The sequence below is a fragment of the Shewanella denitrificans OS217 genome, from assembly GCF_000013765.1.
Taxonomy (GTDB): domain Bacteria; phylum Pseudomonadota; class Gammaproteobacteria; order Enterobacterales; family Shewanellaceae; genus Shewanella; species Shewanella denitrificans.
In genome coordinates this window covers 1,732,554-1,753,267 of sequence record NC_007954.1, presented here as the reverse complement: position 1 = coordinate 1,753,267, position 20,714 = coordinate 1,732,554, and the positions used below count along the sequence as shown (strand labels likewise).

Annotated in this window: 15 protein-coding genes; 5 read left to right on the top strand and 10 right to left on the bottom strand. The window is 46.5% G+C overall.

The genetic code is table 11. The features are described 5' to 3' along the window. Positions 1-37 precede the first annotated feature (37 nt). Both hrpA and SDEN_RS07880 read right to left on the bottom strand, forming a co-directional pair. Entirely contained in the window at positions 38-3,913 is a 3,876-nt protein-coding gene (gene hrpA, locus SDEN_RS07885; RefSeq protein ID WP_011495950.1) for an ATP-dependent RNA helicase HrpA, read from the bottom strand. A gap of 96 nt (positions 3,914-4,009) precedes the next feature. Then, positions 4,010-4,426, bottom strand: a complete 417-nt coding sequence (locus SDEN_RS07880; RefSeq protein ID WP_011495949.1) for a CBS domain-containing protein — start codon at positions 4,424-4,426, stop codon at positions 4,010-4,012. Positions 4,427-4,697: 271 nt separating this feature from the next. Between SDEN_RS07880 and SDEN_RS07875 the strand changes: the two genes are divergently transcribed. Both SDEN_RS07875 and SDEN_RS19780 read left to right on the top strand, forming a co-directional pair. Next, positions 4,698-6,539, top strand: a complete 1,842-nt coding sequence (locus SDEN_RS07875; RefSeq protein WP_011495948.1) for an autotransporter assembly complex protein TamA — start codon at positions 4,698-4,700, stop codon at positions 6,537-6,539. Continuing rightward, positions 6,536-10,603 (top strand): translocation/assembly module TamB domain-containing protein, encoded by a 4,068-nt coding sequence (locus SDEN_RS19780; RefSeq protein ID WP_011495947.1) that lies wholly within the window; start codon positions 6,536-6,538, stop codon positions 10,601-10,603. Before SDEN_RS07875 ends, SDEN_RS19780 begins: the two co-directional genes overlap by 4 nt. 146 nt (positions 10,604-10,749) lie before the next feature. On the opposite strand, the gene rplY is transcribed toward SDEN_RS19780, so the two are convergent. From rplY to SDEN_RS07855, 3 genes are all read right to left on the bottom strand, one after another. Next, positions 10,750-11,037 (bottom strand): 50S ribosomal protein L25, encoded by a 288-nt coding sequence (gene rplY, locus SDEN_RS07865; RefSeq protein WP_011495946.1) that lies wholly within the window; start codon positions 11,035-11,037, stop codon positions 10,750-10,752. Between the two features lie 324 nt (positions 11,038-11,361). Continuing rightward, on the bottom strand, positions 11,362-11,910 hold the full coding sequence (locus SDEN_RS07860) for a DUF882 domain-containing protein (protein WP_011495945.1): 549 nt from the start codon (positions 11,908-11,910) through the stop codon (positions 11,362-11,364). Between the two features lie 169 nt (positions 11,911-12,079). Continuing rightward, on the bottom strand, positions 12,080-13,576 hold the full coding sequence (locus SDEN_RS07855) for a L,D-transpeptidase family protein (protein WP_011495944.1): 1,497 nt from the start codon (positions 13,574-13,576) through the stop codon (positions 12,080-12,082). A 257-nt stretch (positions 13,577-13,833) separates the two neighbouring features. On the opposite strand from SDEN_RS07855, the gene SDEN_RS07850 reads away from it, so the two are divergent. Further along, on the top strand, positions 13,834-14,118 hold the full coding sequence (locus SDEN_RS07850; protein WP_011495943.1) for an HU family DNA-binding protein: 285 nt from the start codon (positions 13,834-13,836) through the stop codon (positions 14,116-14,118). Between the two features lie 87 nt (positions 14,119-14,205). Here SDEN_RS07850 and SDEN_RS07845 read toward each other — a convergent pair whose 3' ends face one another. From SDEN_RS07845 to SDEN_RS07825, 5 genes are read right to left on the bottom strand one after another with little or no spacing between them, the layout of a single operon-like run. After that, positions 14,206-14,793 carry a cytochrome c3 family protein gene (locus tag SDEN_RS07845; RefSeq protein ID WP_011495942.1) on the bottom strand — a complete coding sequence of 196 codons (588 nt, stop codon included), beginning with the start codon at positions 14,791-14,793 and terminating at the stop codon, positions 14,206-14,208. An 8-nt stretch (positions 14,794-14,801) separates the two neighbouring features. After that, positions 14,802-15,272, bottom strand: coding sequence for a nitrate reductase cytochrome c-type subunit (locus tag SDEN_RS07840; protein ID WP_011495941.1), 471 nt, complete (start codon positions 15,270-15,272; stop codon positions 14,802-14,804). 11 nt (positions 15,273-15,283) lie between these two features. Further along, positions 15,284-17,773, bottom strand: a complete 2,490-nt coding sequence (napA, locus tag SDEN_RS07835; protein WP_011495940.1) for a nitrate reductase catalytic subunit NapA — start codon at positions 17,771-17,773, stop codon at positions 15,284-15,286. Between the two features lie 2 nt (positions 17,774-17,775). Continuing rightward, entirely contained in the window at positions 17,776-18,033 is a 258-nt protein-coding gene (locus tag SDEN_RS07830) for a chaperone NapD (RefSeq protein WP_011495939.1), read from the bottom strand. A gap of 59 nt (positions 18,034-18,092) precedes the next feature. Next, the gene (locus tag SDEN_RS07825) at positions 18,093-18,251 is read right to left on the bottom strand and encodes a periplasmic nitrate reductase, NapE protein (protein ID WP_041405730.1); all 159 of its coding nucleotides are present in this window, start codon (positions 18,249-18,251) and stop codon (positions 18,093-18,095) included. Positions 18,252-18,981: 730 nt separating this feature from the next. On the opposite strand from SDEN_RS07825, the gene SDEN_RS07820 reads away from it, so the two are divergent. Together SDEN_RS07820 and SDEN_RS07815 are read left to right on the top strand one after the other, a co-directional pair. Next, on the top strand, positions 18,982-19,749 hold the full coding sequence (locus SDEN_RS07820) for an SDR family oxidoreductase (protein WP_011495937.1): 768 nt from the start codon (positions 18,982-18,984) through the stop codon (positions 19,747-19,749). Between the two features lie 18 nt (positions 19,750-19,767). Further along, positions 19,768-20,598 carry a bifunctional transcriptional activator/DNA repair enzyme AdaA gene (locus SDEN_RS07815; RefSeq protein WP_011495936.1) on the top strand — a complete coding sequence of 277 codons (831 nt, stop codon included), beginning with the start codon at positions 19,768-19,770 and terminating at the stop codon, positions 20,596-20,598. The last annotated feature ends 116 nt before the right edge of the window (positions 20,599-20,714 follow it).

Sequence of the window (20,714 nt, the reverse complement as noted above, 5' to 3'; positions counted from 1 at the left end):
CCTAACTTTTTCAGGAATAACAATGGTTGCAACCTCACTAAATAGCGGTTATATGCTGTAATACCCGCTTTTCTGAGATAGGATAAGCAGTTCCTAATACTTGAGCAAAGCAGGACACCCGATACTCCTCCACCATCCAGCGCGCCTCAACCAAACTGTCTGGCACAGGTTGTGACTTAGGTAACTTATTGAGCTGAGCATTAAGCGCCTCTTGCACCTTGGCCACACTGTGCATATGCAAGCGATCACGGCTGGGATCCACGGGCAGCTTATCCAAGCGATTCTCAATGGCTTTAAGGTAGCGAATAATATCCCCCAAACGCTGCCAGCCACAGTCTTCCACAAAGCCTTTAAACACTAATTTATCGAGCTGAGTTTGAATGTCGCTCATGGCAAACGCGATATCTAAGCTTATCTTGCCTTTCATGCGTTTTTTGATGTTCTGATACAAGGTTAAAATTTGTTCAACCTTAAGGGAGATTTGCTCGGCGCTGGGGTTAAGTTCTTGGCGAACCCACTCTTTAGCCTGCTCAAACTGGGCTTCATTGCGTACATCCAGTTTTTTCTCATCCAAGAGTTGCTGCACCGCGGCGGCTATGATGTCATCAATCAATATTTGCACTTGGCCAAAGGGATTAAAGTACATCGCAAGTTTGGCTTTATTGGGCAATTTTTGCTGTAAGTGCTTCACAGGTGAAGGAATATTTAACAGCAGCAAACGCCTTAAGCCCACTCTGTGATGCCGCTTGGCTTCATGCTCATCATCGAATAACTTGATGGACACATCCGCTTGGTTGTCGATTAGCGCAGGGTAGGCTTTGACTTCATAGTTACCTTTACGCTGTTGATATTGACTAGGCAAGTCACCAAAACTCCAGCTCAGCAGGGCTTCTTGTTCAATTCCGACTTTAGCCACTTGGCGAATAGCCTTGGCGACCACACCTTGTAATTTATCTTTTAAGTCATCCAGCACTCGCCCCTGCTCGATAAGCGTGCCTTTATCGTCTTCAATTTTGAAGTTTATCGACAAATGGGCGGTTAACTGGGTTAAATCAAAATCATCTGGCGTGACCCGAGTGCCGCTCATGCGCAGTAATTGTTTACACATCACCTCAAGCGCGGGGCCACTGAAAGGCTCCATCGCCTGAGCACAGGCGCGGGCATAATCCGGCGCTGGAACAAAGTTACGCCTTAATGTCTTAGGCAATGACTTGATAAGGGCGATAAATTTCTCTTCCCTAAGCCCTGGCACTAACCAATCAAAATCGGTGTCATCCACTTGGTTAAGTAGCGCCACCGGCACATGCACAGAGACACCATCGTCATCGGCGCCAGGCTCAAAATGGTAGCTCAGGGCTAGGGCTAAATTGCCTTTATGCCACACATCGGGAAAATCCAGCGCAGAAATATGGGCGCCGCTGCGCTGCATTAACAGTTCAGGGTTAAAGTCTAATAATTGCGGGGTGTCACGCTTGGCTTTTTTCCACCAGCCAAAGAATAGCTGACCATTGTAAATGCCCTCAGGGATCCTTGGTTCATAAAAATCCACCAGCACTTGTTCATCCACTAAGATGTCTCGTCGCCGTGATTTATGCTCCAAATTACCTATGTCTTCAACCAAGGCTTGGTTATTAACAAAAAAGGCTTCTTGAGTCTGTAATTGACCTTCGGCTAAGGCGCTGCGAATAAATATTTCGCGGGCTTCAACAGGATCAATTGGCCCGTATTGCACCTTGCGGCGGCTAACGATATTGAGCCCATAAAGCACTTGGTTTTCAAAAGCGATAACGCTGGCAGGCTTAGCTTCAAAATGCGGCTCGACATGACTCTTCTTAATTAAATGCCCCGCGAGGGATTCGAGCCATTCTGGCTGAATTTTGGCGCAGCAGCGGGCAAATAAGCGTGAGGTTTCAGTAAGCTCAGCCGCCATGATCCACTTTGGTCCTTTTTTAGCCAATGGCGAACCTGGGAACACGAAAAACTTACGATTTCGCGCCCCTAAGTATTCATTATTGGCATCTTTGAAGCCAATTTGGCTTAAAAGCCCTGAAAGTACCGCTTTATGCACCTGTTCATAATTGGCAGGCGCCTCATTTAAGCGCCATTTTAGGTCGTGGACCGCTTGTTTGATTTGAGAAAATAAATCCTGCCACTCTCTAACCCTTAAGTAGGCTAAGTATTCATCACGACACTGTTTTCTAAATTGGCTCGCAGAAAGTGAATTCTTTTGAGTTTTAAGATAGGTCCACAGATTTATCCAGCTGACAAAATCTGAGTCTTTATCGGCAAAACGGCGATGAGATTCATCACTGGCTTGTTTTTTCTCCGCTGGGCGCTCTCTTGGATCTTGAATAGAAAGGCCAGCGGCAATCACTATCACTTCATTTAAGCAGCCCAGCTGATTGGCTTCAATGACCATACGCCCAAGACGGGGATCCACCGGAATACTGGCCAGATTGCGGCCAAGTGGCGTGAGGACTAAGTCGCCTTTATGTTGATGCACGGCTTGCAGCTCTTCAAGCAGCAAGAAACCATCACGTATGTGTTTTTGCTCTGGCGGCTGAATAAAGGGAAAGCCGCCAATGTCACCAAGGCCTATGGCGAGCATTTGTAAAATAACCGACGCCAAGTTAGTGCGCAGGATTTCCGGGTCGGTAAAAGCTGGGCGCGATAGGAAGTCTTGCTCATCATAGAGGCGAATACAAATACCCGCCGCCACACGGCCACAACGGCCCTGACGCTGATTGGCGCTGGCTTGTGAAATGGGCTCTATGGGAAGACGCTGCACCTTAGTGCGGTAGCTATAGCGGCTAATACGCGCCGTACCCGGATCGATGACATAGCGAATGCCGGGCACAGTTAACGAGGTTTCAGCCACGTTGGTGGCCAACACTATGCGCCTGCCAATATGGCTTTTAAAGACTTTTGATTGCTCACCGTAGGAAAGGCGGGCATACAAGGGCAGAATTTCAGTGTCGCGGTACTGACGTTTTCTGAGCATATCGGCGGTATCACGAATGTCGCGCTCGCCATTTAAGAAGATAAGAATATCCCCAGGGCCTTCTTGGATTAACTCATCCACAGCAGCAAAAATACCGTCACTGAAGTCCAAGTCTGACGCTTCATCACGCACTAAGGGGCGATAGCGGGTTTCAACCGGATAAGTTCTTCCAGAGACTTCTATGATGGGTGCACCATTAAAATGCTGGGAGAAGCGCTCAACGTCTATGGTCGCCGAGGTGATAATCACTTTAAGATCAGGACGTTTTTTTAATACTTGCTTTAAATAACCTAAAATAAAATCGATATTGAGGCTGCGTTCATGGGCCTCATCTATGATGATGGCATCGTATTGATTTAAGAATTTATCCGAGGTTAATTCCGCCAGTAAAATACCGTCGGTCATTAATTTAATGTAGGAATCTGGGCTAATGGCATCGGCAAAACGCACCTTAAAGCCCACCGCTTCACCCAAGGGGCAATTAAGCTCATCGGCAATGCGACTCGCGACGCTGCGGGCCGCCAAACGTCTAGGCTGGGTATGGCCAATTAACCCACGAGTCCCAAGGCCAAGTTCGAGGCATATTTTAGGTAACTGGGTGGTTTTACCTGAGCCTGTCTCCCCCGCCACTATCACCACTTGATTATTGGCGATGGCTTTGGCGATTTCATCGCGTTTTTGCGACACGGGAAGTTCAGCTGGGTAGCTAATTTTTGGGCGCTTATTGTCCCTAAGCTTCACCTTATTGAAGGATTCGCGGGCTGCGACTTCAAGCTGAGCTAATACAGCAGATTTCTTCTCGGACTCGGGCTCTTTTTTAAGCCTGAATAAACGGCGGCGAATTTTCGCGGCATCCGTTTGAAAACACAGACTAAGAAACGCATTTGAGAGGGGGTGGGTATCCGAAGCCAAATCTACTTACCTTGCCAGAATCAAAAGAAGCGATCCTAGCAAGGAACGGACAATATTGATATTAGTTTAGCCTCGGTTGAGTGACTAGGGCTAAGGTCAAGCTGGGGTTAAATAACATTGCTGCATATAAGTATTCATGGCGCAAAGGACATTAGTGCGATTAATGGTGCCTATCACTTTGCCATCGCTGACCACAGGGTAAATCTTAGGCTTTGGGCCTAGCATCTGCTCAGCGAGCTGCAATATGCTGTCATCTGGGCTAACAAACAGCACCTGTGTTTTCATGCAATCTGAAACCACTGAGGTCATGTCACAGTGGTAACTGCTTTTGAGCATCACAGCGAGACAATCTTGCTGAGATAAAAAACCCACCAACTGGCCTTGATTATCCACTACTGCCGCGCCGGCTTTATTGTGGGCTAACAAGTGTTCAACGGCATTGGTCAAGGGCATATCGCCCTTAAGTAACACAGGTTGCCTGTCCATATGGTGCATTATTTTAATTGAATCCATAAACTCCCCCTAATTGATTGACATATTAGGGCCACAAACTCCAGCAGCTCCTTCAATGCCTTCATTGTTAAGTTTAGACAAGTTCAGCCAAAATGGGGCATGAATAAACAGATTGTGCTCATCCATAAAGCCGATGAATGATCATTACTGAAGCCACTGCGTTATTTAGCATAACCATGGCACAGGAATATTCCACCTAACACCTTGCCTCTTGTAGAGATTGTAGCGACAATAGGGTCAGATTATCCTTGATAAAGCGCCCCGATTGTTAATGTCCCCTCGTTTATTGTTGCTGTGTTTTTGGCTAATACTGGCCCCTTTGGTGTCTTTTCCAGCCTTTGGTGACAACACTTGGTTGAGCATTAAGGTGACTGGAGTCAAGGGCAAGTTAGCCCGTAATATCCGCGCTCATCTTGGCGCCGATCCTGAATCCGATGTGCAGCGCCGAGCCTACCTTTTTACCGCAGAAGATAACATCACCGCCGCCCTCGAATCCTTAGGCCGCTACCATAGTAGTGTGGAGCTGACGGTTATCGAATCAGACTCTGAACCTTGGCAACTGCAAATAGCTGTTACTCCAGGTGAACCTACCTTAGTGCAATGGGTTGATATCCAATTCAGTGGTGAGATGCGCAGCGATGATGCCTTTAATTTGTGGCTCGATAGCATCACATTACTGCCCGGAGACACACTCAATCATGGCCGTTATTTGGAGATTAAATCTCAACTCACTACCTTGGCTCTCACCCGTGGCTATTTCGATGCCGAGTACACCCTGGCTGAAATTCAAGTCAATCGTGATCTCAATAGTGCTAGAATCAGCCTGCATTTTGATTCAGGTAAGCGTTATCAATTCGATGAAGTGACCTTTAGCGGCCACAGCCTAGATGATGATTTACTACAAACACTCGTCCCCTTCGACGCCGACATGCCCTACGCCAGTTCGCAACTGTCTGCCCTACACAGAAACCTGCTGGACTCAGGTTATTTCAGTAGCATTAAAGTGCTGCCACAAATTGATAAAATTCATGACAACTTAGTGCCCATCAAGGTCGAACTCACAGACAGAAACAGCCACTCTTTTGAGGTCGGTGTGGGTGCAGACATAGGCAACACCAGTGAAAAAAGCGTCGAGCCTAGAGTGAGATTCACCTGGCGCACACCGCAAATTAATCACTTGGGTCACAGTCAAGAAACCAGTTTGGAGTGGTCTCCTGACAGACCTAAGTTCTTAACCACCTATTCCATCCCATTAACCCATGTGTTGAACGATAAACTCAATATCAGGCTAGGATTACTACGGGATAAATACGGTGTCACTCAGGACTACCTACCCACAGAGAAAACCTTTGCTAACACAGGCCAGCTTGAGTCAAGCAAGCAATTGTTTGGCTTAGTTAGGCAGCAAAAGCTTGATAATCAGTGGTTGTGGAGTTATTCACTCGAAGCGGTTCATGAAGAATATAATCAATTAAATCAGGACTTCAACCCAAAAATCTACTTACTTGGGATGGGGTTTAGCCGCAGTCTACGGGGTGACAATAGCTTAGACCCTAAATCAGGATTTAGGCAGATTTACCACATAGAGCATGCCGATGGGAGCTTAGGTTCCAGCTTAAGTCTCACCCGCCTGCAGAGCCGTTTCAAGTGGATAGATACCCTATTTGATAACCACAGGTTCGTTGCCAGACTCGATTTAGCCGCCAACCTTGCCGACACTGAAGACATGGCCAACATACCGCCATCATTGCGGTATTTTGCCGGTGGCGATCAGAGTATTCGCGGTTATGGCTACCAAGAACTGGGCCCACATATCGAATACACCAATGCAGAAGGCGGAACCTCCCGCCAAGTGGTTGGCGGACGCTACCTCGCGGTAGCAAGTGTTGAATATCAATACTACCTGACTCCCACATGGCGACTGGCAAGCTTTATCGATGGTGGCAATGCCTTCGATACCAAGCAATTTGATCCCGTGCTGGCTGTGGGTAGTGGTGTGCACTGGATTTCACCTATCGGCCCTATCAAGCTCGATTTAGGCGTCGGCTTAAAAGAAACCGACACTGTCGCTCGCTCATGGCGTATTCATCTCACCATGGGAACTGAGCTATGAGCCATGAGAGCCCCAATCTGCCAGAAGAAACCTGCGCCTTAATTGACACTCATGCCTCGGACAACAAAAACCTTGCCGCATCGAGTAAGCCTAAGTTACACAAAGCATTCGCTAGGCTGCTGAAATGGCTCAAACACAGCCTAAGATTAAGCCTATATTTACCCTTGGCACTGCTTATGCTTTTGGCCCTAATGCTCGGCACGCCCATGGGCAGCCATGGGGCGATTATTTTAGCCAATAACTTAGTGGCGGATCTTGAGCTTGAATACCTGTCAGGCACATTAAACCGTGAAATTAGCCTGTCTCACGCCAGTTATCGACTCTATGAGCTGAGTATTGAAGCCAGAGGCATCACCTTTGGCTGGCAACCTAGTTGCTTGCTTAATTGGCAAGTGTGCATCCAAAATCTTAGCGCTCAAGCTGTGAGTGTCAGCTACCAAGACTCAGCCCAAGATCCATCCGCGGCTGTGGTTGACAGCTATGATGAGCACCAAGAGCCAGAGCAGCAAACACTGCTAGACACTGTCTATGCTGCCTTTGAGATGCCCATGGCCATATTGTTAAGTCACACTAGCCTTAAGAAAATTGAAGTCAAGATCAATGATATGGACTTTAAGGCCGATGAAGTCAGTGGCACCGCCATTTGGAACTCTTCAGGATTAACCGTTCGCCTCCTAGAAAGTCAGGGGCTGGATGTGTCTATTCCTCAAACCACTGCCAATACACCAAGTCCAAGCATTGAAGGTTTAGAAGATTTAAGCCAGTTTGCCTTAACCGACTTACCACAAATCACCTTGCCGTTCCCTATCCGGGTAAAGCGTTTTATCGCAACTCAAAGCTTGTTAACCTTAGGCGAGCGCCAAGACAGTTTCTCTCATATTGAACTTAAAGCCAGCATGAAGGACTCGCTACTCAGAGTCAGTGACCTGCAACTCAGCTATGCTGAGGCTAGCGCGGTATTAACAGGTCAGCTGGCGTTTAGCGCTAACTATCCGCTGGAGTTCAACCTAGCTCTCAATATACCCCGTCTTAGCGAGTTCCCAGGGCTTGCTGATCAAAAAATCAATTTAGGGTTTAGCCAAGATTTAAGTAACCTCAAACTGCAGGCTCAAGGTCGAGGTCAAAGCGAGTTTAATCTGCAAGCCGATATAGCCCTCACCTCAGACACGTTAGACTACCAACTCAGCCTGACAGACAGTAAGCTGCAGTGGCCATTATCAGCCCCCCAATACCACGGGAATATTGAGGCGCTAATGTCCTCTGGCAACATTCATAGCCAGCAGCTAAGCCTGCTTGGTGACATCACAGCTAAGCTTAAAGACAAAGTGAATGATAAGATTAACGACACAAAAAGTACTGTCACTATCCCAAACTCAGCGGCTTTACCAAGCTCAGAGAAACACCTAAGCTATACCCCCCCTGAAAGCGTGACCATGAAGTTTGATACTCAGCTTAAGCATCAAAACCAAATGCTCACAGTTCAGCAACTGACAATGTCATCCAACGCTGGGCAATTAAATGTCAGCGCTGAGGTCAATTATCACATTGGCCTACAAGACAATTTACAATGGCACGCGCTTCTCGGCACTCAAGGGTTGCAATTACAGCAACTCTTGCCCTTGATCCCAAATGAGCTATTAAGCCCTGAACTTAGCCAAACCGTTAACCTCACCACCAGCATGATAAATGGCAGCTTAACCACCCAAGGGGAAATGTCAGCCAAAGCATGGCAAGTGTCTGTGACCCAAGCCAACTTAAGTGGCAATGTGAATGGCTACCCACTTTATATTACGGGTGATATTAGTGCCGATAGTCAGTTTAACCTCCAAGCGAACGCGCTAGAAGCTCAGGCCCTAGGTGCAAGCCTAAGTGTCCACGGTGAAGTGAAGGATCAATGGGATGTGAAGGCTAAGCTCGATGTGCCCGATATCAGCCAATGGCTAAGCTACGCCAGAGGCAGCATAACAGCCACAGCCAATATCGGCGGCCCACAAGCGACCCCATTACTGACGATGCAAACTGAATTAAGTCAGTTTAGTGCCAAGGGCGCAAGCCTTGATTATGTGCAGCTTTTAGGCAGTTATTCCCCTAAAGAGGCTCATCAATTTACCTTGAAACTCACAAACAATTTACTGAACTGGAAAAAACATCAAGTAACCAACGTGAGCCTGTTAGCCCAAGGGGATATTAGCCAGCAAAGCCTGACAATAAGCTCCGAAGGCGAACTTGCTATTAAAGGCGAATTAAACAGTCAATATCAACAGTTAACAGACGCCTTCAGCGCCGAACTCGCGCGCCTTAGCATCACCACCAAAGTTGGCCAATGGCAACTCAATAATCCCGCTAAACTAGAATGGCAACAAGGTAAAGGCAGCATCAGTCCCTTTTGTTTACAGCACCCACAAAGCCGACTTTGCCTGGTTGACCCTATCAATATCGGTAAGCAAGGCCAGCTTAATTTGGCCTTCAGTGGCAATCCGGGTCAGTTACTGGCACCTGTGCTATCCAAAAAGATGCGTTGGGATGGCGAGGCAACACTGGCAGCTCAAGTGCATTGGCGTGAAGGCACTCGGCCAACGGCTAAACTCGATTTTGCATTACTGCCAGGCAATATCACCTTAATTCGTGCCAAAAATAACCTCATTAGCCTTGATTATCAAACATTTAATCTCGCGGCTCAGCTGGATGAAAAGGCACTTTCAGGCCAAATTGGCATTAACTCTGAAGGCATAGCCCAATTTCAAAGCCAGTTCAGTATCGCTAATGATGAGCAGAGAAGCTTGAGCGGCGAGATAGACGTCAATCATTTAAACCTGCAACCTTTTGGGGAGTTTTTCCCCCAGCTTGCCACCCTTGAAGGTGTTATTTCCACTAAGCTCTTACTCGCTGGCACCTTAGCCGAGCCAGATATTTCTGGCAATATTCGCCTCGTCGATGGCGCTGTTGCCCTAGCCAGTAACCCGACGCTAATGGACAAAATTTACCTAGACTTGGCCTTATCCGGTCAACAAGGCAACTTATCTGGCCACTGGTTTATGGGTAAAGGCGAAGGCAAGGTGCTAGGCACACTGAGTTGGCCTCAAGGTCAATTTAGCGGAGAACTCGCCATTGCAGGTGACTCCTTAGCCTTTATTCAGCCACCGCTGGCCATTTTAGATGTGTCACCGGCAATAAACCTCAACTTTAATCGCCAGAAATTGTCTGTCACGGGTGATATCAATGTACCGTCGGGACAGATAAAGATAGTCCCACTGGCGGATGGCGGCGTTCCTGTCTCCACGGATGTGGTGTTTAATGACTCCATTTCGGCCCAAGAAATTAAAACCAGTCCTTATGCCATCATTGCCGATCTGAATATCAGTGTCGGCAAAGGGGTATTGATCGATGGCTTAGGTTTAACCGGTAAGCTAGGTGGTAAGCTAGTATTGAAACAAAAAGCCTTCAAACCACCACTGCTCTATGGCGATATCAAGATCCGCCAGGGCAGCTATCGTTTTATGGGCCAGAGCTTAAAAATAAGTACAGGTGAAGTGCAATTTGTCGGCTCGGCTGAAAATCCTAACCTTAATATTCAAGCGGTGCGACAAATTAAAGATGAAGATCTCACCGCAGGTGTGAGGATCACTGGCACCCCACTAAGGCCAGTGGTCACCTTATTTTCAACTCCCGCCAAGGAGCAAGCAGAAATACTGTCGTACATTCTCAAAGGCACAGGTTTTACTAACAGTAACAATCAGCAGAACAATGCCTTAATGATGAGTGCAGCCCTCAGTTTAGGTTCACAATTCGATGGCGGTGCCATCAATAGCTTAGGCAGTACTGCCTCAGGATTAATTGAGAAATTTGGCTTTAGCAATGTACAACTCGATGCCAATGACGAAGGCCGAGTCGCCCTCAGTGGCTATATTGGCGAAGATTTGATGGTGAAATACGGCATGGGCGTCTTTAATCCCGGTTATGAAATGACGGTCAGGTATTACTTATTGTCTCAGCTCTATCTAGAAACCGTATCAGGCACCTTAAGCCAGTCGCTGGATCTCTACTACAGTTTCGACATAGAGTAAGCCATGAGTGTGGCACTTCGCAGTAGTACGGGATTAAGCATCATCCTTGCCATTTGAAGGGCGTCATACCAAGGATAGTAAACTCAGGCTTTAAGCCCTTAAAACAAAAAAAGCGCCCTAGGGCGCTTTTTCATTCAATTTACTAATTAAACAAACATGAAATCTGCGTGTTCGATCAGTGGCTTGAAAGCATGACGTTGCATGGCTTTAGCACGAACCTTTACATCTTTACCGTCAACAACTAGGGTAACGTCAGAAGTGTAAAAATCAGCATTAGCTTGAATATTGATGATATCTTTTTGGTCAAAAACGATAACCATTGGCTCTTTACCTGGGCCATAGATAACAGCTGGAACTTTGTTCGCATGACGTAGGCGGCGGCTCGAACCTTTCCCGATTTCAGTACGAATTTGTGCTTGGATAGTGTAAGACATGAGTTTCTCACTTAAAAATAAATAATATATTAAAGGATCAACATTCTCGACCAATGTTGATTTCATTAGTAAAAACTAGACTCGGGCTGATGAAGATCTAATGTCGTGTCCTTCATAGCGTCTAATTTCTACCTGGCATTCTCGTTATGATAACCACAAATTTCAAGGTTTTCAGCCCCAAGTGTCCATCTTAATCGTCACTTGAAACACGAGAGTGCAAATAAACGCGCGGATACTAACATACACACAAGTAATCAACAAGTAGGCTTTACCATAATGTCTTATTTACAAGAAGACAAACTCAGTGGCCTAAGCGTGTTGCTGCTACCAAGAACGCACTGGGCCACAATCCACATGAATAAAACCTGAACTAGGATAAAACCCCACCCCGCCAAGCTTCAAGGATTTTGCCGCGTCCTTAAGGTGGGCTAGCTTTACCCCAGGCATAGCAATGTCCATCGCCATGCCTTTCATATGATAGCTTTTCTTGGCAACGCCATTGCTTCGCGACGCTAACATCTGATTTGTTTTAGGTGAACGATAAGCCGAAATAACATGGATCTCATCTTGATATTCCACCAACTGTTGTAACTTAAACAGGTAGTCGTATAGACGCTTATCCATAGGGGCTGCAAGGTTTTGTCTGTGATCTCTAAGCACATGCTCGAACGCTTTTAAGGCATCCTTTTGGTACTGACCATCAACCCAAAAGTCACCCTGTCCGCGCTCGCCTGTGTGGCGATTATAGAAACTCAGCTCTTTCACCCCTTTACTACTGCGACTGGCATGTGCCTTGTTAGGTAATAAGCTGGCCACGGCAACACCGCTTAGGCCAAGTAAAATCTGCCGACGAGTCGGGCATGCTAATGTCATTTTCAACCACCAATCATTTGTTTGTTTTTCACACAACTGGTGAGCAAATTAAACCGAAAGACTGATAATTGCAAGTCAAGCAGGCTAATTGTTTGAATATAAAATAGACAATTTTGTTGACTTCTAATTAGCTCAATCACTTAGCGACTTTATGAATAAATGCCATCGATCAATTTTTTACCAGATCGATTGGCACTTGTACGCCTCTATGATAAATATCGCTACGATATTGCGCTAGATGATGCTCATCCACCCAAGCGGTCCAATAGACCAGATGAACCGGCAAACTATGAGTTAAAGAAAACCATTGAGTTTTGTGTTTACTGCTCTGTAATCTGCGCCAGGTCCGCTTGTCATTAACTCTGTGGACCGCAAACCAGTTAGCCAGCTCTGCAACTTTTTCGATACGAATACAACCTGAAGACAGCGCCCGCTCCGCGTTGGCAAACAACTCAGGCGTAGGGGTGTCGTGCAGATAGATATTTTTATCGTTATTAAAATGAAATTTATAACGCCCTAAGGAATTATGCTCACCAGGGCGCTGAACTAACTTGTAAGGAAAGCGGGTGTAAGCCAAGGATTGCCATTCCTCAGCAGTGAGCAGTTGTTTTTGGCCTTGATAATTAAATACATCGAACTGTTTTTCCGCTAAATAACGACCGTCTTTTCTGACATGGGGCAGCACATCTTGGCGCAACAACCTACGGGGTACTGTCCAAGTTGGATTTATCACCAGATTAGAAATCGCCCCAGACATTATCGGGGTTTGACGATAGCTTTTTCCCACTATCACCCGTGAGTGCAGCACAATTTGACCTTTATCCACCAGTACCATTTCAAAAGCGGGGATATTCACTAACAGATAGCTGTCATCGAGCTGCGCCTGATAACGACTTTGTTCGACAAAATTGACCGCCAACAGCCTGGCCCTTTCTATGGGCAGCTGATTTAGCCAAGACAAGGTCTTTGGCCCAATAACACCATCATCTTTTAGACCATGACGGCGCTGAAATGCCTTAAGTCCGCTCTCTAAGGCAGGAGTAAGTACATATCCTTGATGTGCACCATGAAAGTCGCCCAATAAGCTTAATCTGGCCGCTATAGCAGGAATGCTGGCATGACCATCATTCCTGCGCAGTAAACCTTGTGGGTCTATCACTGGCCAGTCGGCATTTTCATCCAACCACAGCATACGCCGCACATGATTCATGACCGCCAGATACATGTTGGATTTAGGCTCTATAGCCAAGCTTTTTTGCCTGTCAGATAGCGGATTAAACTCATCCCTTGCCAGCGGTTCAACCCCGCCCCTCATAGGTACTTGGCGCTGCTGCCAAAAATTGACAATATCCTGATAAATGTTATCACTAGATTCGAGCCGCTGAGCCGCGCTCCCCTGATGCAAAATATGAAGCCATTGATGACGTTGAGCACTAGGCTCGGCAAGGGCAATCAGGCGTAAATGATCCAATAAGTCACTGTCAGGCGTCTGGGCCGGACTCAAGGCTTGAGCTGTATCATCTGTAACGTCTATTAACCTGTCGTTGGCGAGCACCTCTGAAACGTTTACCTCTAAAGGGCTCACTTCATCAGCACTCACTTCAGTCGTGAGCACTAAGGTCGAACAACAGCTCAAGGCGAGCATGAATGCAACAAGATTTCTCATAAATCCCTCCGATAAGGAACCTTGCCTCAAGTATGGCAAACATTTACTCCCAGTGAGCCCGTGTCAGGGATTAATTATTCAGGGGTAATGGATCTTGTGCGATGACCGATTTGGCGTGCAAGTGAAGTGAAACTGATGAAAATCAATACAAGTGGAACAAACAATCGCCACCAGGGACTTGCTTGCTTTCAATAGCCCATAAAACTTGTTATAAGCAGGCCTACTTTTTTGTTCAAGCATTCAAGGTCAGTAAACACATGAACAAACAGCAGTTAATCGCCTCCATGTCCCGCCAACTTCAACAGTCCCAACGTCAGACTAAAATGGAATTAGAACAAGTGTTAGCCTCCATAAAACAGGCTCTGATCGAAGGTGAGAAAGTTTTTCTGCCACAATTTGGTACCTTCGAACTCAGTTACCGTTTACCACAAATTGCCCGCCATCCCCAAACAGGTGCAAGCATAGAGGTTGAAGGTCAAAATGTACCCCGTATTAAATTCTCCCCAAACCTCAAGGCTGCGCTGAATCCTAAGGCCTTGTAATTGGTTGCATGTTCTACTGAATTTAAGCAATAAAAAAGGTCAGCGCAGTGCTGACCTTTTTCAATTAACCTGCTCCCTAACTTTCGTCTAGAAGCCTTCTACCCCATGCATATCTGGCAGTTGATGGGCTATGCCTTTGTGGCAATCGATACAGGTTTTCTCGCCGCTTGCCAAAGAGGTTGAGTGCATCTGAGCTGCACGGGTCGACTGACGGGTGAAATCCATGTAATCGAAATTATGACAATTTCGACATTCCAAGGAATCATTAGCCTTTAAACGTACCCATTCATTTTCAGCAAGGTGGCGACGTTTGGCCTCAAATTTTTCACGAGTACTGATAGTCCCAAAAATCTTACCCCAGACTTCTTTGGAGGCCTGCATTTTACGGGCAATTTTATCAGTCCAGTTATGGGGCACATGACAATCAGGACAGGTTGCGCGCACCCCACTTCGGTTAGTAAAGTGGATGGTGGTTTGTAGCTCCTGATAGACATTGTTTTCCATCTCATGACAACCAATGCAGAACTTCTCGGTATTGGTGACTTCAAGGGCGGTGTTAAACCCCCCCCAAAAGATGATCCCCGCTAAGAAGCCCCCTAAGGTCAAGAAGCCTAAACTGTAATGCACACTGGGACGATTCACTATCTTCCAGATTTGTTTCAGTTTATCTAACATAGTGACTCCTACTTTTTAGTGGCCGCATCGGCTTTGATCAACTTATCGATATCGACAAAGTCATTTTCAACCAATAGCTTAGCATCCAGTTGTGTCACGTGGCATTGAGTGCAATTGTAACGTCTTGGTGAAAGGTCCGCTAAGAAGTTATTGTCCCTGTCCATGTAGTGAGTCACGCTCACCATAGGCGCCTGTGAATGCCCTGTGCTAGTACGAGCATGGCACTGCATACACTTATTCACCTTGAGATCCAGCTGGTAACCGTCGATCTTATGGGGGATCAACGGCGGCTGCATAGGATAGTTACGCACCTGCTTTAAATCCGTGTTGAGCACTTTTTGCATCGCAGGCGGCGTTGGCTCGACGTTAATAGGGGCTAGGCGCAAGGTATCGATTTGATCCTCTGGCACGCTCGTGGCTAACACAGCAAACGATAGGCCTAATACAGCTAGCATTGACGCGATTTTGATAATATTCATCAGTGTTCTCCTTAGGCCTTGATTACCTTAACGGCACATTTTTTAAAGTCGGTTTGCTTAGAAATGGGATCTGTTGCATCTAAGGTGACTTTATTAATGAGCTGACTTGCATCAAACCAAGGAACAAATACTAAGCCCACGGGGGGTTTATTGCGCCCGCGAGTCTCGATACGGGTCTTAATTTCACCGCGCCGAGACATGACTTTGACTTCATCCCCACGGCGCAGGCCACGCTTCTTGGCATCATCTGGGTGCATAAAACACACAGCATCAGGGAAGGCTTTATAAAGCTCGGGCACTCGCTGTGTCATAGAGCCTGAATGCCAATGTTCAAGCACCCTACCCGTGGACAACCACATGTCGAACTCTTCATCTGGCGCTTCTGCCGCAGGCTCATAGGGCAGTGCAAAAATAACCGCTCTGCCATCGGGCTTACCGTAGAATTCAAAACCTGTGCCCGCTTTAACATAAGGATCTGAGCCTTCACGGAAGCGCCATTTAGTTTCCTTGCCATCCACCACAGGCCAGCGAAGACCGTGCTCTTTATGGTAGGTATCAAAATCGGCTAGATCGTGACCATGACCACGGCCAAAGGTCGCGTATTCTTCAAATAAGCCTTTTTGTACATAAAAACCGAAAGCATCGTTCTCATCGTTCATGTATTTAGGATCGGCATCCGCTAACGGAAACTTATCTACTTGACCGTTTTTGAACAGAACCTCAAACAGTGTCTTACCTTTGTATTTAGGGTTGGCATCTAACACAGCTTTTGACCAAACTTCATCGGTAGTGAAGCGCTTTGAGAACTCCATCAATTGCCAAAGATCAGATTTTGACTCCCCTGGCGCCTTTACCATTTGATGCCAAAACTGAGTGCGGCGTTCAGCATTACCATAGGCGCCCTCTTTTTCGACCCACATGGCGGTAGGTAAGATTAAGTCAGCGGCTTGTGTCGTCACAGTCGGATAAGCATCTGAGACTACGATGAAGTTAGCCGGATTGCGATACCCAGGCAGGCCTTCTTCGTTGATGTTAGGCCCTGCCTGCATATTGTTATTCACTTGCACCCAGTAACAATTTAGATCGCCATCTTTAAGTCGACGGCTCTGCTCCACCGCGTGGTAACCGGGTTTCTCTGGAATAATGCCACTTGGGATCTTCCAAATGTTTTCTGCAATTTTTCTGTGCTTTGGATCTGTCACCACCATGTCCGCAGGCAGACGATGAGAGAAGGTACCCACTTCACGGGCAGTACCGCACGCCGAGGGCTGACCAGTCAATGAGAACGGGCTATTGCCTGGTGTAGAAATTTTACCTACCAGTAAGTGAATGTTATACATCAGGTTATTACACCAGACACCGCGAGTATGCTGGTTGAACCCCATGGTCCAAAATGAGGTCACTTTGACTTTGGGATCCGCATACAGCTCAGCAAGCTCAAGCAGTTTATGCTCAGGTACACCAGAGAGCTTACTCACTGACTCGACATCGTAATCGGCAACAAACTTTTTAAACTGCTCGAAATCGATTGGGGTTGAGTCGTTGGCCGTGGCGGCATTTTTAGACTTCATTTGGGTTGGGTGCGCCGGACGCAAACCATAGCCAATGTCTGTGGTGCCTTTACGGAAATTCACATGCTTATTAACAAAATCCCAATTGACCTTGTTGTTTTGAATGATGTAGTTAGCGATGAAGTTTAAGATGGCTAAATCTGTCTGCGGATGGAATACCATAGGCAAGTCGGCAAGATCGAAGGATCTGTGCTCAAAAGTCGACAACACCGCCACTTTCACATGGGGTGCACTCAGGCGTCTGTCTGTAACCCGGGTCCAAAGAATAGGGTGCATCTCGGCCATGTTAGAGCCCCAAAGCACAAAGGCATCGGCGGCTTCCATGTCATCATAGCAACCCATAGGCTCATCAATACCAAAGGTGCGCATAAAACCTGCTACCGCAGATGCCATACAGTGACGGGCATTAGGGTCAATGTTGTTTGTGCCAAAGCCTGCTTTCATCAGCTTAACCGCAGCATAGCCCTCCCATACCGTCCACTGGCCTGAGCCAAACATGCCAACCGCGGTTGGGCCTTTCTCCTTGATCGTGGCTTTCCAACGCTCAGCCATAGTATCGAAGGCTTTTTCCCAAGAAACCGGGGTAAACTCACCGTGCTTATCGTACTTGCCGTCTGTCATGCGTAGCATAGGTGAAGTCAAGCGATCGCGGCCATACATGATTTTCGAGAGGAAATATCCTTTAATGCAGCTAAGGCCGCGGTTGACTTCGCTATTGGCATCACCATGGGTTGCGACCACTTTGCCCTCTCGAGTCGCAACCATCACAGAGCAACCTGTACCGCAAAAACGGCATGGGGCTTTATTCCACTCAAGCTTGGTTTGCTCTGAGCTGGTAATTAAGTTACTGGCACCGGCGGGAAGCGCTAAGCCGGCTGCACTTGCCGCAGCGATCACCGCATTGGCTTTCATAAAATCGCGTCTGTTCATATTCATATTTCACCCTCTTCAAGCACTTCACATTGGTGATATACCATGGTGGCCGTCAAGACACCGGGCATAGCATTGATGACCGCAATATCATCCAACAAGGATTTTTGATTTGCGCCTTCCAACACCACGACTAACTTAACCTCATTGTTCACTGACAGTTCCGCCCGTTTGTTTTCCAAAATAGCTTGCCTTACTTGAGTCATCATCTCAGGTTTGACTTGAACAATTAGGCTGGTTACGTGAAGTTCATTGCTCATTAAAATGCATCTCTTTGTTATTGATTATTGTTCTTCGCTGCTCGGCCGTTAAGCCGCATTTAGCCAGCACCTGGTGGGCCCATGAGTATTTGGCTAAACCAAATACTAAAGCCCAGTGCACTGACAAACAGCACGGCCAAGATTGGTGCTAAAAAGACAGTCAAAAATATAAAAATCTTAAGCTCTGTACGCTTTTCTGATTGTGTGTTCTGACTCATGAACCCTCCAAGCTTTGACATCTTTCGTGTGGTTGAATCTGTATTTAAGCGCATTGATGGCCAAGTTAGCGCCTGACTCGAGACTACTACTGGGCTAATTCACTGTGAGTTGATCTAGATCAGTAAACCTTAGTCTATGTGAGGAAAACGCACCCAATATTAGGGTTTACCTAAATGCTCTATCTTGTGTGCAATAAATCACTGCCGCAGATAATGCAAATCAGTACGCTAATCCAGCGTTTGCCGATAATAAGATTCGAGTTACAAACAGTATAAGAAAAAGCCGCAAAAAAAATATGGGATTAGTATCAAACTTAGTGATGGCTCACACTTTCTGCTGAGATAATTGGGCGACTCATCTAAGGAAAGATCCTATAAGCCACAGCAAGCCTTAGCAGTAGAAGAAAAACGCTGTTGGTATGAAGATTATGTGAGAGTTAGTTGTTGCTCACACTTTTCGAAAAAGTAATAGAACATAACCTAGAGTGTGCGACTCATAGCAGTAACTCTGCTGTATTAATGAGGCTTAATTCAGCTCTAAAAATCTAAATAACGCCACCTTTCTAGTGCCCTCTTTAACATAAAATCTCAGGCATTACTTTACCTTGATGAGGCTAATCCCCCTCAAATGACAGCAAGATTCGGTTCGCTTCAGACTAAGGTTGAACAGCATAATGATTTAGCAATCACAGCAATACTTGCTGTGAATCGATTTTTTAGGATACTTTGTATGGCAATGCTTAAAGATAAAGTGGCTATCGTCACAGGTGCGAGTTCCGGAATAGGCTATGAGACGGCAAAATTATTCGCATTAGAGGGAGCTAAGGTGGTTGTCGGCGCTCGACGCAGTGAAAAGCTTTTGCAACTAGTCAGTGAAATTACTGAATTAGGCGGGAAGGCAATTGCCCTCCCTGGAGATGTGAAAGACGAATCTTACGCCAAAGCATTGGTTGAACTTGCCAGTGAGCGATTCGGCGGTTTGGATATTGCTTTTAACAATGCAGCCACTAATGGCGCCTTAGGAATTGATTCAACGGAACTTTCCTTAGAAGAGTGGAATAATACCCTAACCACCAACCTCACAAGTTCATTTCTCGGAGCAAAATATCAATTAGAGCACATGCTTAAACGAGGAAAAGGCGCTATTATTTTCACCTCTTCCTTCGTAGGTTACACTATCGGGTTTCCACAAAATGCAGCATATGCCGCAAGTAAAGCTGGATTGGTCGGACTCACTAAGGCTTTGGCCGTAGAGTATGGATCCCGTAATATTAGAATTAATGCCTTACTGCCTGGAGGTACTGATACCCAGATGGGACGGGAATTTGCAAGTACCCCCGAGTCTCTTGAATTTGTTAAAAGTATTCATGCATTAAAGCGGTTAGCTGCACCCACAGAGATAGCACAATCGGCTCTCTACCTCGCTTCTGATGCAGCGAGTTTTACAACTGGAACCGCCCTATTAGTTGATGGTGGCGTCTCGATTTGCAAAACATAGTGAATGAACTGGTGAGTTATGACTGATGACTACGAGCGGATAACGCTAGCAATTGATTTTATTCGAAACAACGTCGGCAACCAGCCGACCTTGGCGGAAGTTGCAGCGCACATACATTTAAGTGAATATCATTTCCAGCGGCTGTTCAGCCGCTGGGCTGGGGTCACGCCTAAACGATATTTACAGGCACTTACCCTAGAGCGAGCAAAGAATCTGCTTAGAAAGCAGCCCCTTTCGACCTTAAATGCAAGTTATGAAGTTGGCTTGAGTAGCGGCTCTCGACTGTACGACCATTTCGTCCAAATTGAAGCCGTTACACCTTCAGAATTTAAGCAAAAAGGGCAAGGACTAAGCATAGTGTATGGTTATCATACTAGCCCCTACGGTTTAGTGTTCTTAGCACAAACATCAAGAGGCATATGCCAATTGGATTTTGTAGATATGCATGATGCAGAGGCCCCCCTGCGCCACTTACAGCAAAACTGGTGTAATGCGGATATTATCGAAGATAAGATCCAGACAGCTAAAGTGATTGATTCATTGTTCTCTGGCTCTAAACCGGATCCCAGTCCGCTCTCTTTGTGGGTGCGAGGCACCAACTTTCAGTTAAATGTATGGCGGGCCTTGCTGACATTACAGCAGAGTGAAGTCGCCTCTTACGGCGACATAGCTCAACTCATTGGTAAGCCGAAAGCCTCCCGTGCGGTTGGAACGGCAATTGGAACTAATCCAGTCGCGTTAATTATTCCCTGCCACAGAGTCCTTAGACAAAATGGCGAGCTGGGGGGTTATCGTTGGGGAGAGACACGTAAACATGCCATTTTGACAAGAGAATTGGCTCATTTCTAATGACATCATGGCAGCTTAGCGCAAGCTCTCTGTCCCATATTCAAGCGGTCATTACCGTCAGAACGATAAAGCCCGTTGTATTAGCAACGGGCTTTATCGCTTCTCTTAACAGAAAA